At 49.6% G+C, this 12,797-nt stretch carries 12 protein-coding genes; 5 read left to right on the top strand and 7 right to left on the bottom strand.

Going from position 1 to position 12,797, the window contains the following annotated elements; all coding sequences use genetic code 11:
• The 7 genes from AMM03_RS11910 to AMM03_RS11940 form a co-directional block, all read right to left on the bottom strand.
• Nucleotides 1-2,112, bottom strand: a complete 2,112-nt coding sequence (locus AMM03_RS11910) for a 3-hydroxyacyl-CoA dehydrogenase NAD-binding domain-containing protein (RefSeq protein ID WP_090131895.1) — start codon at nt 2,110-2,112, stop codon at nt 1-3.
• Between the two features lie 137 nt (nt 2,113-2,249).
• Nucleotides 2,250-2,945 carry an ABC transporter ATP-binding protein gene (locus tag AMM03_RS11915; protein ID WP_090132118.1) on the bottom strand — a complete coding sequence of 232 codons (696 nt, stop codon included), beginning with the start codon at nt 2,943-2,945 and terminating at the stop codon, nt 2,250-2,252.
• Between the two features lies 1 nt (nt 2,946).
• Nucleotides 2,947-3,717: an ABC transporter ATP-binding protein gene (locus tag AMM03_RS11920; RefSeq protein WP_090131897.1), complete on the bottom strand. Its 771-nt coding sequence runs from the start codon at nt 3,715-3,717 to the stop codon at nt 2,947-2,949.
• Nucleotides 3,717-5,003, bottom strand: coding sequence for a branched-chain amino acid ABC transporter permease (locus AMM03_RS11925; RefSeq protein WP_194942879.1), 1,287 nt, complete (start codon nt 5,001-5,003; stop codon nt 3,717-3,719). Before AMM03_RS11925 ends, AMM03_RS11920 begins: the two co-directional genes overlap by 1 nt.
• Before the next feature lie 4 nt (nt 5,004-5,007).
• The gene (locus AMM03_RS11930) at nt 5,008-6,042 is read right to left on the bottom strand and encodes a branched-chain amino acid ABC transporter permease (RefSeq protein WP_090131901.1); all 1,035 of its coding nucleotides are present in this window, start codon (nt 6,040-6,042) and stop codon (nt 5,008-5,010) included.
• A 90-nt stretch (nt 6,043-6,132) separates the two neighbouring features.
• The gene (locus AMM03_RS11935) at nt 6,133-7,368 is read right to left on the bottom strand and encodes a branched-chain amino acid ABC transporter substrate-binding protein (RefSeq protein ID WP_090131904.1); all 1,236 of its coding nucleotides are present in this window, start codon (nt 7,366-7,368) and stop codon (nt 6,133-6,135) included.
• 118 nt (nt 7,369-7,486) lie between these two features.
• The gene (locus AMM03_RS11940; RefSeq protein WP_090132119.1) at nt 7,487-9,115 is read right to left on the bottom strand and encodes a 3-(methylthio)propionyl-CoA ligase; all 1,629 of its coding nucleotides are present in this window, start codon (nt 9,113-9,115) and stop codon (nt 7,487-7,489) included.
• A gap of 102 nt (nt 9,116-9,217) precedes the next feature.
• Between AMM03_RS11940 and AMM03_RS11945 the strand changes: the two genes are divergently transcribed.
• Genes AMM03_RS11945 through AMM03_RS11965 form a run of 5 tightly spaced genes read left to right on the top strand, consistent with a single transcriptional unit; the run spans nt 9,218 to nt 12,795 of the window.
• Nucleotides 9,218-10,705 carry a protein adenylyltransferase SelO gene (locus tag AMM03_RS11945; RefSeq protein WP_090131906.1) on the top strand — a complete coding sequence of 496 codons (1,488 nt, stop codon included), beginning with the start codon at nt 9,218-9,220 and terminating at the stop codon, nt 10,703-10,705.
• 5 nt (nt 10,706-10,710) lie between these two features.
• A complete protein-coding gene (gene msrB, locus AMM03_RS11950) occupies nt 10,711-11,124 on the top strand; it encodes a peptide-methionine (R)-S-oxide reductase MsrB (RefSeq protein ID WP_090131908.1) in 414 nt (137 codons plus the stop codon).
• 1 nt (nt 11,125) lies between these two features.
• Nucleotides 11,126-11,701, top strand: coding sequence for a septation protein A (locus tag AMM03_RS11955; RefSeq protein ID WP_090131910.1), 576 nt, complete (start codon nt 11,126-11,128; stop codon nt 11,699-11,701).
• A 49-nt stretch (nt 11,702-11,750) separates the two neighbouring features.
• Nucleotides 11,751-11,990, top strand: coding sequence for a BolA family protein (locus tag AMM03_RS11960; RefSeq protein ID WP_228764688.1), 240 nt, complete (start codon nt 11,751-11,753; stop codon nt 11,988-11,990).
• A 31-nt stretch (nt 11,991-12,021) separates the two neighbouring features.
• The gene (locus AMM03_RS11965; protein WP_090131913.1) at nt 12,022-12,795 is read left to right on the top strand and encodes a peptidylprolyl isomerase; all 774 of its coding nucleotides are present in this window, start codon (nt 12,022-12,024) and stop codon (nt 12,793-12,795) included.
• Nucleotides 12,796-12,797 lie beyond the last annotated feature (2 nt).

Raw genomic sequence — 12,797 nt, forward strand, 5'->3', positions numbered from 1 at the left:
TCAGTTGAATGTTTTGCCATCTGCCACCAAACGGGCAAGCAGCGGTGCGGGTTGCCAGAAAGCGGCATCGTCGCGTGGGTTTTTAGCAAAGCGCTTCATGGCTTCTGCCACGTTGAACAAACCAACTTGGTCTGCATACAGCATGGGGCCACCGCGGAAGATGGGGAAACCATAACCGGTGAGGTAGACCATGTCGATGTCGCTGGCCTTGCTGGCAATACCTTCTTCAAGAATATGAGCGGCTTCGTTCACCAAAGAGAAGACCAAACGTTGCACGATTTCTTCGTCAGAAATTTTGCGCGGTGTGATGCCTTCAGCGGCACGGTGTTTTTCAATCATCTCCACCACCAAGGCACTGGGGATGGCATCGCGTTTGCCGGCTTGGTAGTCATACCAGCCTGCACCCGTCTTTTGACCATAGCGTCCCATTTCGCACAAGAGGTCGGCTGTTTTGCTGTACTTCATGCCAGGACGCTCAACATTGCGGCGCTTGCGTATGGCCCAACCAATGTCGTTGCCGGCTAAGTCGCCCATGCGGAAGGGTCCCATGGCAAAACCGAATTTTTCGACGGCCTTGTCAACTTGTGCAGGGGTGCAACCTTCTTCAATGAGGAAGCCTGCTTGGCGGCTGTATTGTTCAATCATACGATTGCCGATGAAGCCATCGCAGACGCCAGACACCACAGAAGTTTTCTTGATCTTTTTGCCCAAAGCCATGACGGTGGCCAAAACTTCTTTGCTGGTTTTGGCGCCGCGAATCACTTCCAACAACTTCATCACGTTGGCAGGGCTGAAGAAGTGCATGCCCACCACGTCTTCAGGACGCTTGGTGAAGGAAGCAATTTTGTTGACGTCCAAAGTAGATGTGTTAGAAGCCAAGATAGCGCCTGGCTTCATCACTTCGTCGAGTTTCTTGAAGACGGCTTCTTTGACGCCCATCTCTTCAAACACGGCTTCAATGACCAGGTCGGCACTGCCGATGTCGTCGTAGCTCAAAGTGGTGGTGAGCAAAGCCATGCGCTGGTCGTACTTGTCTTGCTTCAACTTGCCTTTTTTGACTTGCGCTTCGTAATTCTTGCGAATGGTGGCCACGCCGCGGTCCAAAGCTTCTTGCTTCATCTCGAGCATCTTGACAGGAATGCCTGCGTTCAAGAAGTTCATGGAGATGCCGCCACCCATGGTGCCAGCACCAATGACAGCAACGGAAGCAATGGTGCGCTTTGGCGTATCGCTTGGCACATCTGGAATTTTGGAAGCAGCGCGGTCGGCCATGAAAATGTGACGCAAGGCGCGGCACTCAGGTGTCCACATGAGGTTGGTGAAAATTTCACGCTCAAAGACCATGCCGTCTTCAAATTTTTTCTTGGTGGCGGCTTCAACTGCATCCACACACTTGGGCGGTGCGGGATAGTTCTTGGCCATGCCTTTGACCATGTTGCGAGCGAACTGGAAGTAAGCGTCGCCCTGAGGGTGCTTACAAGGCAAGTTGCGAACTAACGGCAAAGCAGAACCGTCTGCATGTTGTGCGGCCAACTCTTTGGCGTAAGCCATGGCTTCAGCAGCCAAGGACTCAGCAGAAGTGGCCATGCGATCAAACAGCTTTTGGCCAGGCAACATGGCCAACATTTCGCTGTTGATGGGTTCGCCACTGACAATCATGTTCAGCGCTGGCTCAACACCCAGGACACGAGGCAAACGTTGCGTTCCGCCTGCACCGGGAATCAAGCCCAGCTTGACTTCAGGCAATGCCACTTTGCAGCCTGGCGCAGCCATTCTGTAATGGCAACCCAGCGCCAACTCCAATCCACCGCCCATGGCAACTGAATGAACTGCTGCCAAAACGGGTTTGGCCGAGTTTTCGCAAGCGCGAATGACACTTAACAAGTTGGGTTCTTGGATGGCTTTGGGTGATCCAAATTCATTGATGTCGGCACCGCCAGAAAAGGCATTGCCAGCACCCGTAATGATGATGGATTTGACGGCAGCGTCACTGTTGGCTTGAGTCAAGCCATTGGTGATGCCAACGCGGGTTGCAAGTCCAAGCCCATTGACGGGAGGGTTGCTCATGGTGATCACGGCCACATCGCCTATGACTTTGTATTCAGCGGTCATGCTGGTTTTCCTCTAAAGGTGGTGTCAATCCCAAAATAGAACGGGCGTTCTATTTTGGACAATTCTAAGATGTTTCTTGGGAAGTGGGTAGAGGGAAAGTCGCTTAAGGGACGAATTTTTTGGGTCCCTGTAGAGAATTAAACTTCCAGCCACTCCTTGCGGATGTAGACATTGTTGTTGAGCTCGGTGGGCGTGCCTTCAAAAACAATGCTGCCATGGCCCATGACCAAGGCACGGTCTGAGATTTTCATGGCGATGGTTAATTTTTGCTCAATCAATAAAACAGAAACGCCTCTGTCTTTCAGTGTCTTGAGGTACTGGCCAACCAATTCGACAATTTTGGGGGCCAAGCCTTCAGTTGGTTCATCAATGATGATGAGATCGGGGTCACCCATGAGTGTTCTGCACAGGGTTAGCATTTGCTGCTCACCCCCAGACAAAACGCCGGATTCTGTGTGCTGACGCTCTAACAAGCGAGGAAACATCTGGTACATGTCGTCGAAGCTCCAACGACTGCCCTTCCCTTTGCCCTTTTGGCCCAACAACAAGTTTTGATGAACTGTGAGCTTGGGAAAGATATCTCGATTCTCTGGCACATAACCGATGCCCAAGTGCGCAATTTCAAAAGCCTTCTTGCCAACGATGGCTTGACCCTTCCAATCGATTTGACCCTGTGAGTCGACCAGACCCATGATGGCCTTGGCCGTTGTAGATCGACCCGAGCCATTGCGTCCCAACAAGGCCACAATTTCGCCAGGATTGACGTTGAAGCTAACGCCATGGAGCACGTGGCTTTTGCCGTAGTAGGCATGTAAGTTGTCGATGTTCAGCATGTCAGTGGGCTCCCGCTTGTTCATCGGCCACATGTGAGCCCAAATAAGCTTCTTGCACGCGTGCGTTTGATCTAACAGCTTCGGGTGTGTCGAAGGCAATGACTTCGCCGTAAACCACTACGGCAATTTTGTCTGCAAGACCAAACACAACGCCCATGTCGTGCTCCACGGTCAGCAAAGTTTTGCCGATGGTCACTTCTTTGATCAAACTGATAAAACGAGTGGTTTCACTTTTGCTCATACCTGCAGTAGGTTCATCCAACAAAATAACGTTAGAGCCCCCTGCAATGGTGATGCCAATTTCTAAGGCACGTTGTTCTGCATAGGTGAGGTTCATGGCCAATAGATTGCGCTTCTTATCGAGTCGGATCATCTCCATGTATTTTTCAGCCAGTTCATTGGCATCCTTCAAGCCCGATAAAAACTTCAGGAAGGTGTACTTGTAACCCAGGCTCCACAAAACTGCGCAGCGCAAGTTTTCAAACACGCTCAACTTTGGAAAGATGTTGGTAATTTGAAAGCTACGCGACAAACCCATGCGATTGATTTCGTAGGGTGCTTTGTGGTCAATGCGTTGACCATTGAGCAAGATTTCGCCACTGGTGGGACCAAAACGGCCACTGATTAAATTGAACAGCGTTGATTTACCAGCGCCATTAGGCCCAATGATGGCAATGCGCTCGCCCGCATTGACAGCCAAATTGGCACCGCGAATGATTTCTGTTTTTCCGAAATTCTTTCGGAGATCTTTGAGTTCTAGCGCATAAGACATCACGCTGTCTCCCGACGTTTAATTTCTTTTTCAATTTCGACTTGAATGTCGCCCCACTCAATTAAGAAGTGTCGGCGAGCAACTTCAAATAAACCCAAACCAGTGAGCAAAATAAAGACAGAACCCACCCAGCTGTCGACGCCTTTGGCATTCAAGGTGACGCCCATGAATTTGAGGGTGTCGCCCAAAGCAGAATTTAGCTGCAGGTGGTACACCATTTCAATCATGGCACCCGCACCAATGAGGGCCACCAGCGCTGTCGTCATCAAGCCCAAATAACTGACCCAAATTTGTTTGAGTTTGCCGAAAGCAGCCACGCGCAAATTCATCATGATGAGGCTGGCAATACCGCCAGGTGCATACATCACCATGAACAAGAACAGCAAACCCAAATAAAGCAACCAAGCTTTGGTGAATTCTGACAAGAGCACAAAGGCCAACACCATCAAAATACCGCCAATGATGGGACCAAAGAAAAACGTGGCACCGCCCAAAAAGGTAAACAACAAATAACCACCGGAGCGGCCTGCACCGACCACCTCAGCCGTGACAATTTCAAAGTTAAGGGCGCCCAGTCCACCGGAGATACCCGCAAAAAAACCGGCAATGATGAAAGCCAAATAACGAACTTTTTGCGTGTTGTAACCAATGAACTCGACGCGTTCAGGGTTGTCACGAACGGCGTTCAAAATACGTCCCAAAGGTGTTTGGGTAAAGGCATACATCAAAGCAACACAGATGAATGTGTAAATGGCAATGAGGTAGTAAATTTGAATTTGCGGACCAAAAGTAATGCCCCACACACTGGACCCTGCCACGCGATTGCCAGAAATACCGGCCTCGCCGCCAAAGAACTCAGAGAACATCAAGGACATAGCAAAGACCAACTCGGCAACACCCAAGGTAATCATGGCGAAGGGCGTTCCTGACTTTTTGGTGGTGACAAATCCCAGCAAGACAGCGAAGCCCATGCCTGCAACACCACCCACCAAGGGAATCAAACTGACAGGAATATTAGACTGCCCTGCTGTGACAGCATTCAATGCATGAATGGCCATGAAGGAGCCAAGGCCCGTGTAGACCGCATGACCAAAACTCAACATGCCGCCTTGTCCCAACAACATGTTGTAGGACAAGCAGGCAATGATGGCAATGCCCATTTGCGCCAACATGGTGCCAGACAAATTACTGGTGAACAGCAATGGTGCAAAAATCAAGACGAGCGCAAACAGACTCCAAATGATCCATCTGCCAACGTTGTAAGGTTTAAATTTGTACGTAGCCATGATGTCAACCTTCCCTCGTTCCTAAAAGTCCTTTAGGACGGAAAATCAAAATCAAAACCAAGAACAGGTAAGGCAAGATGGGCGCCACTTGTGACACCGTCAATTTGAGAACAGAGTTGTTTCGTGCTGCGTCGGACAAGGTTACGCCCATGCTTTGAGCCACGCTGATAAACGAATAGTCGAACGCGATGGCGAAAGTTTGAATGACACCAATGAGCACAGAGGCAAGGAAAGCACCCGACAAGGAGCCCATGCCGCCCACCACAACCACCACAAAAATAACAGAGCCTACCGTTGCGGCCATGGCGGGTTCTGTGACGTAAGTGCTGCCACCGATCACGCCAGCCAATCCGGCCAGGCCTGTACCGGCACCAAACACCAGCATGAACACGCGAGGCACATTGTGACCCAGTGATTCAACTGCCTCAGGATGTGTCAGCGCGGCCTGAATCACCAAGCCAATGCGTGTTTTGGTGAGGAGTAGCCAGAGCGAAATCAACATCATCAATGCCACGATCATCATGAAACCGCGAGTGGCTGGAAACGGTGTGCAAACCAATCGGATGGTGGTATCAGCTGCCTTGCACATTTCGGCAGGCGCTGCGCCCCATATCAATTGCAAGCCATCGATGGAGTGATTAACCAAGGTAAAGGCTGCACCCCGAAGAATTTCGGGAGGTGTGAAATCGACTGCAGTTCGGCCCCAAATGAGCTGAACCAACTCATAAACAATGTAGGACAAACCAAAGGTGACCAGCAATTCAGGCACGTGACCGAACTTGTGCACTTTGCGCAAGGACAAGCGCTCAAAAAGAACACCTGTTGCGCCCACCAAAATAGGCGCCACCAACAAGGCGGGCCAAAACCCAATGATGCTGGTTAAGGTGTAACCAAAATAAGCACCGATCATGTAGAACGATGCGTGCGCAAAATTCAAAACGCCCATCATGCTGAAGATCAGGGTCAAGCCTGAACTGAGCATGAATAACAACAACCCGTAGCTCAAACCATTGAGCATGGAGATGATGAAGAACTCCATAAAACTACTTTCCGCCACCCATGGCAAGTCACAAAAAACAAGATGGGCCCGACACCCTGAGGAGCGGGCCCATCCGAAGACTCACATTAATTAAGCTGGACGCTTCATCTGGCAGCTGGTGGGTGTGCTGGAAATGTAGGATGGGAATTCCTTCACAGGCACCAAAGTCATGCCAGTGTTTTCAACACTGTAGTTGTACTTTTTATCAACTTTGCTCCATACCGTGAGGTACAAAGGCTGTTGCAACTGGTGATCGGCCTTGCGCATTTCAACTTCACCGTTGAACACGCTGGTAGTCTTGAGGCCAGACATGGCAGCAGCGACTTTGACGGGGTCTGTTGATTTGGCTTTGGCCATGGCATCGCCCAAGGTGGCGAAGATGCTATGGACTGAGCCAGTGTAGAAGTCGTCGTTGAACTTGGCCTTGAACTCATCTTGCCATTTGTCCATCTGGCCACCCATTTTGTAGTGACCATAGGCAATTTGGAAGACTCGGCCTTCACCGCTCTTGCCCAAGGCTGTAGGTGTGCCTGTAACGCCAGTGTAGTATGTGTAGAAGTTGCCTGTGTAACCACCTTCGTTGGCAGCTTTCACCAACAAGGCCAAATCAGAGCCCCAGTTGCCTGTGACCACAGAGTCGGCGCCAGATGCTTTGATCTTGGCGATGTAAGGTGCAAAGTCACGAACTTGTGCCAAAGGATGCAAGTCTTCGCCAACGATTTGAACGTCAGGACGCTTGCGATTGATACCTTCTTTGAAGAACTTGGCCACTTGGTGACCGTGTGAATAGTTTTGGTTCAGCAAGAATACTTTTTTGGTTTCTGGACGATCTTTCATGAACGTCGTCAGAGCTTCCATTTTCATGGAAGTGTCTGCGTCGAAACGGAAGTGCCAGTAGCTGCACTTGCTGTTGGTGAAATCAGGATCCACTGCGGAGTGGTTCAAGAAAATAATTTCTTTGCCAGGGTTGCGCTCGTTGTGTTTGTTGACTGCTTCAATCAAAGCACCTGCCACACCAGAGCCATTGCCTTGTGTGATGTAACGAATGCCTTGGTCGGTGGCGGCCTTCAAGACGTTCAAGCTTTCGGCGGGGCTGAGTTTGTTGTCAAAACCAACCACTTCAAATTTGACGCCGGCTTTGTTGATCGCGCTGTATTTCTCAGCAAAGAATTGGAAACTCTTAAGTTGATTGTTGCCCACGGGTGCCATCAGGCCAGACAAGGGGTCAATCCATGCGATCTTGACGGTTTCGCCTTTTTGGGCGTGGGCACCGAATGCGCAAAAAGCCACTGCGGCGACTGCGATTGAACGAACTGCAAATTTCATGTGTGTCTCCAACTGTGAATGAGAAATTAACGTTGTGAGCGTAACTGTTTTATGTAATTTTTCGGTCGGGGTTTGCCCTAGGCAAATTCAAGCATCACCCCACCCCAAAAAAGGCTTCTCATGCACTTGGAAGTTTGTAATTTGAAAGCTGTTCGCGCAACTTGGTTTTCAACATCTTGCCTGTTGCGCCCAATGGAATGGCCTCTACAAAAACAGCATCGTCAGGTATCTGCCACTTGGCTGTTTTGCCTTCGTAGAATTGCAACAACTCAGCAGCAGTCAAGTTGCTTCCAGGCTTTTTAACCACACAAACAATGGGCCTTTCATCCCACTTGGGGTGTGCCATACCGATGCAAGCGGCCATGGCCACATCGGGGTGACCCATCGCAATGTTTTCAATGTCAATTGAACTGATCCATTCGCCGCCCGACTTGATCACGTCTTTGCTGCGGTCTGTGATCTGCATGAAACCATCTTCGTCAATGGTTGCTACATCGCCTGTTGGAAACCAACCTTCCACCAAAGCACCAGGGCCCTCTTGCTTGTAATATTCCCGAATGATCCAGGGACCCTTAACCAGCAAGTCGCCATAGGTTTTGCCATCGTGCGGCAAGTCTTCACCCGCATCGTTCACAATTTTCAAGTCCACACCAAAGATGCAACGCCCCTGCTTGAGGCGAATTTTCATTTGATCTTCAGCGGGTAAAGACAGATGTTTGTTTTTAAGTGTGCACAAGGTTCCCAAGGGGCTCATTTCTGTCATGCCCCAAGCATGCAAAACATCAACGCCATAGTCTTCATTGAATGCATCAATCATGGCGGGCGGACAAGCGGAGCCCCCAATCACAGTTCGTTTGAGCGATGAGAACCGCAGTTTGGCCGGTCTCATGTGACCCAACAGCATCTGCCACACCGTGGGCACACCCGCAGCAAATGTGACTTTTTCAGATTCGATCAACTCGTACACAGACTTGCCATCCAAAGCAGGTCCTGGGAAAACCAATTTGGCGCCTGTCATGGCCGCGCTATAGGGAATACCCCATGCATTCACATGGAACATGGGTACCACAGGCAAGATGGCGTCTCTTGCCGAAATGCACATCACATCGGGCAATGCAGCGGCATAAGCGTGAAGCAATGTAGAGCGATGGCTGTACAACGCTGCTTTGGGGTTACCCGTGGTGCCACTGGTGTAGCACATGCTAGATGCGGTGTTTTCGTCTAAATCGGGCCAGTCGTACTCAGTCGATTGGCCTTCAAGCAAAGCCTCATAACTCATTAAGTTGGGAATGCCTGAGTCGACTGGAAGCTTGTCTTTGTCACACAAAGCAACCCAATGCTTCACCGTGGTGCATCTGGCATGTACCGCTTGCACCAGTGGCAAAAAGGTCATGTCAAAACAAAGCACTTGATCTTCGGCGTGATTGGCAATCCATACCACTTGGTCGGGGTGCAATCTGGGATTGAGGGTATGCAAGACTCTTCCTGAGCCGCTGACACCAAAGTAAAGCTCTAAATGTCGATAGCCATTCCAGGCCAGCGTAGCGACGCGATCGCCTTGGGCCAGTTTGAGATTGTCCAGCACATGGGCAACTTGGCGTGATCGTTTGGCCACATCACCCCAGGTGTATCTGTGAATGTCGCCCTCGACACGCCTCGAAACAACCTCGCCATCATGGTGATGGCGGTTTGCAAATTCAATCAAAGAAGAAATCAGCAATGACTGCTGCTGCATGAGTCCCAACATAACAACCTCAGGTATTTGATAAAACAAGCCGCTTTGTAGCACGAATGGCCAACGGCTTTCCAAAAACCAGTGGGACCACAAGTCCATCGAAAGGGACGGACAATGTCAAACATGAACTGGATCAATCGTTTTGCCAAACTTGGCTCTGAATTTTCGGCCGAAGTACTGCCCTCCCCTGTGCCTAACCCCACGTGGGTCGCCCGCAATGAAGCATTGAGTCAATCGCTGGGGCTGCCGCAGGACTGGTTGAATGGACCAGAGGGCTTGGCTGTGTTTAGCGGCAACGGTCTTTGGGATGGCATGCAAGCTAGGGCCAGCGTTTACAGCGGCCATCAATTTGGTCAGTGGGCGGGTCAACTGGGCGATGGACGTGCTTTAAGCCTTGGTGAATTTAAATCTGACAAGGGCACGATCGAACTTCAATTGAAGGGTGCAGGCAAAACGCCTTTCTCGAGAATGGGCGACGGCCGTGCCGTTTTGCGCTCTAGCATTCGTGAGTATTTGTGCAGTGAAGCTATGGCGGGACTGGGCATACCGACGACACGCGCACTTTGCATCACCACATCGCCACAAAAAGTCATTCGCGAAGACATCGAAACTGCGGCCATTGTGACGCGCACAGCTCCAAGCTTTATTCGCTTTGGTCACTTTGAACACTTTGCCAATCAGGTCTCTGCCCAAAGTTCTGACAACTTAAAACAGTTGGCTGATTTCACTTTGGCAAATTTTGTTCACTCTAGTCAGGATTTCTCTGACAACCCCTACGCCAATTTGCTTTATGAAGTGACGCAATCTACTGCGCAACTCATGGCGCAATGGCAATCGGTGGGCTTCTGTCATGGCGTCATGAACACAGACAACATGAGCATCATGGGATTGACATTGGATTACGGGCCGTTTCAGTTTATGGATGGCTTTAATCCCAATCACATTTGCAACCATTCTGATCACATGGGCAGGTATGCTTATGGCCGCCAACCGCAAGTGGCTTATTGGAATTTATTTTGTTTGGGCCAAGCACTCATGCCATTGATTGAAACGCAAGAATTGGCCATGCGCGCTCTGGAATCTTACAAATCTAGTTTTGCTGATGCTTGGACATCCAAATTTTTGAACAAGCTAGGACTTGACGTATCGGATGCCCCAGATCAACTTGAAAAAGATAAATTGTTGTTGAATGACTTGCTAGAAAGACTGGCTGCAGAACAAGTCGATTTCACAGTTTTTTGGCGAAGACTCAGTAGTGCAGTCACTGAGTCCAGTGCTGATGCGCCCGCTTGGCGTTATGTTTCCGATTTATTCATCGATCAAGCAGCGTGGCAGTCGTGGCAAGTTCGGTACCTCGATCGCTTGGGGCAGCTTGACACCACCAAGTGCCAAGCACGCATGCTCAAAGTCAACCCCAAATACATTTTGCGAAATCATTTGGCTGAATCAGCCATTCAAAAATCTAAAATAGGCGATCATTCTGAAGTCGAAACACTGTTCAAGTTGTTACAGTCGCCATTTGATGATCAAGCAGACTTTGATCATTACGCCAATTTACCGCCTGCTTGGGCATCATCGATCGAAATTAGCTGTTCGTCCTAATCGCCATGAATTCAAAACCACACCCTAAAACTGATGAAGAATGGCGCGCATATTTGCGTGCCAAAGATGCAGAGCCTTTGGCTTTTGAGGTGACTCGCCGCGCTGCCACAGAAAGACCTTTTACCGGCAAGTACGAAACCCACTGGGAACCTGGCCAGTATCATTGTGTTTGCTGCGAAGCAAAGCTATTTGACTCAAGCACTAAGTTTGATGCCGGCTGCGGTTGGCCTTCTTTTTATCAAGCGGCCGAACCAGGCGCCATCCTTGATAAAGTAGACCGCAGCCACGGCATGGTCAGGGTTGAAAGTGTTTGCGCCCAATGTGGCGCTCATTTGGGCCATGTTTTTGAAGATGGCCCTAAACCAACCGGCTTGCGTTATTGCATGAACTCGGCATCCCTCCAATTTAAGAAGCCGTGACATGAAAATTATTCTAGATTTATTTCCCATTTTGCTGTTCTTTGCGGCCTACAAATACGCCAGCATTTATGAAGCGACAGCCGTTTTAATGGGCGCCACCGTAGTGCAAAGTTTGTTGATGTACAGAATGGAAGGCAAATTGGCGACCATGCAAAAGGCCAGTTTGGCGCTGATTTTGGTCTTTGGCAGCCTGACTTTGTTTTTTCAAGACGACCGTTTTATCAAGTTCAAACCAACGCTACTTTACGGGTGTTTGGCCTTGGCACTCTGGGTTTCCCAGTATGTTTTCAAAAGGAACCTGCTCCTTTCGATGCTAGGCAGCCAGGTCAAACTTCCGCTTCCAAAGTGGCACAGCCTGAACCTTGCTTGGATAGGCTATTGCATCTTCATGGCCGCCATCAACGCGTATGTGGCAGCCTATTACGCCACAGAACAATGGGTTGATTTTAAAATTTGGGGTTATATATTTCCGTTGACCTTCATCGTTGGAACGGGATTTTTTATTGCCAAATATGCCATTCAATCGCCAGAGGATGCTGATCAGAAGGCTGTTGAAAAAGGTCCCGAAGGTTCTTGATATGCACAATTTGTCATCACTTTCCCCAGATACGTCGTGGCAACCACTGATGGCTCAAACCCTCGAAGCACAATTCAGCCCCAGCTTTTTAGAGGTAATTGACGAAAGTTACCAACACGCTGGCCATTCTGGGGCCAGCGAATCGGGTCTAAACAGTCATTTCAGGGTTCGAATTGCCTCTACCCAGTTTGAGGGGCTGACCCGCGTGCAGCGCCATCGGCTTGTGTATGATTCGCTCCAAGAATTCTTGGATCATGGCCTTCATGCCTTGGCCATCGAGTTTCGATGATCGTTTATCTATTTGTTATTGAAAGAATTTCATGAAAGTTTCTAAATTGGTCGTAAGTCTGTTGGCCGCTTTGAGTTTGTCTGCTTGGGCCCAAAATTTGGCCATCGTCAATGGCAAGCCTGTGCCAAGTTCACGCGTTGAAGCCTTGAAGCAGCAAGTTGAGCGCTCTGGTCGTCCCGTCACGCCTGAAATCTTGGCTCAAATTAAAGAAGAATTGATTGCACGTGAAATTTTCATGCAAGAGGCTCGCAAACGTGGCCTCGAAACTTCTGAAGATTACAAAGCGCAAATTGAATTGGCACGTCAAAGCTTGTTGATCCGTGAACTCTTTGCCAGCTTTCAGAAAAAGAACCCAGTCACAGATGCTGAAGTCAAAGCCGAATACGACAAATTTGTGGCAGCCAATGGCGGCAAGGAATACCGTGCGCGTCACATCTTGGTTGAAAAAGAAGACGAAGCCAAGTCCTTGATTGCCGACATCAAAAAAGGCGCTAAGTTTGAAGACTTGGCCAAGAAAGCTTCCAAAGATCCAGGTTCTGGTGCCAATGGCGGCGACTTGGATTGGGCCAATGCTGCCAGTTATGTGCCTGAGTTTTCAAATGCCATGATCAAGCTTGAAAAAGGTCAGATGACCGACGCACCCGTCAAGAGCCAATTTGGTTTTCACATCATTCGTGTTGACGATGTCCGTGAAGCCCAATTGCCCAAGCTGGATGAAGTGAAGCCACAAATTACGCAGCAATTGACGCAATCCAAATTGGCCAAGTACCAAGACGACTTGCGCGCCAAAGCAAAAGTTCAATAAGT

This window comes from Limnohabitans sp. Rim11 (genome assembly GCF_001269365.1).
GTDB lineage: Bacteria > Pseudomonadota > Gammaproteobacteria > Burkholderiales > Burkholderiaceae_C > Limnohabitans_A.

What these genes read in the sequence shown, in the direction of transcription:
- AMM03_RS11910 (WP_090131895.1), bottom strand. Translation starts at nt 2,112, where the DNA reads ATGACCGCTGAATACAAAGTCATAGGCGATGTGGCCGTGATCACCATG.
- AMM03_RS11915 (WP_090132118.1), bottom strand. Translation starts at nt 2,945, where the DNA reads ATGCTGAACATCGACAACTTACATGCCTACTACGGCAAAAGCCACGTG.
- AMM03_RS11920 (WP_090131897.1), bottom strand. Translation starts at nt 3,717, where the DNA reads ATGTCTTATGCGCTAGAACTCAAAGATCTCCGAAAGAATTTCGGAAAA.
- AMM03_RS11925 (WP_194942879.1), bottom strand. Translation starts at nt 5,003, where the DNA reads ATGGCTACGTACAAATTTAAACCTTACAACGTTGGCAGATGGATCATT.
- AMM03_RS11930 (WP_090131901.1), bottom strand. Translation starts at nt 6,042, where the DNA reads ATGGAGTTCTTCATCATCTCCATGCTCAATGGTTTGAGCTACGGGTTG.
- AMM03_RS11935 (WP_090131904.1), bottom strand. Translation starts at nt 7,368, where the DNA reads ATGAAATTTGCAGTTCGTTCAATCGCAGTCGCCGCAGTGGCTTTTTGC.
- AMM03_RS11940 (WP_090132119.1), bottom strand. Translation starts at nt 9,115, where the DNA reads ATGTTGGGACTCATGCAGCAGCAGTCATTGCTGATTTCTTCTTTGATT.
- AMM03_RS11945 (WP_090131906.1), top strand. Translation starts at nt 9,218, where the DNA reads ATGTCAAACATGAACTGGATCAATCGTTTTGCCAAACTTGGCTCTGAA.
- msrB (WP_090131908.1), top strand. Translation starts at nt 10,711, where the DNA reads ATGAATTCAAAACCACACCCTAAAACTGATGAAGAATGGCGCGCATAT.
- AMM03_RS11955 (WP_090131910.1), top strand. Translation starts at nt 11,126, where the DNA reads ATGAAAATTATTCTAGATTTATTTCCCATTTTGCTGTTCTTTGCGGCC.
- AMM03_RS11960 (WP_228764688.1), top strand. Translation starts at nt 11,751, where the DNA reads ATGGCTCAAACCCTCGAAGCACAATTCAGCCCCAGCTTTTTAGAGGTA.
- AMM03_RS11965 (WP_090131913.1), top strand. Translation starts at nt 12,022, where the DNA reads ATGAAAGTTTCTAAATTGGTCGTAAGTCTGTTGGCCGCTTTGAGTTTG.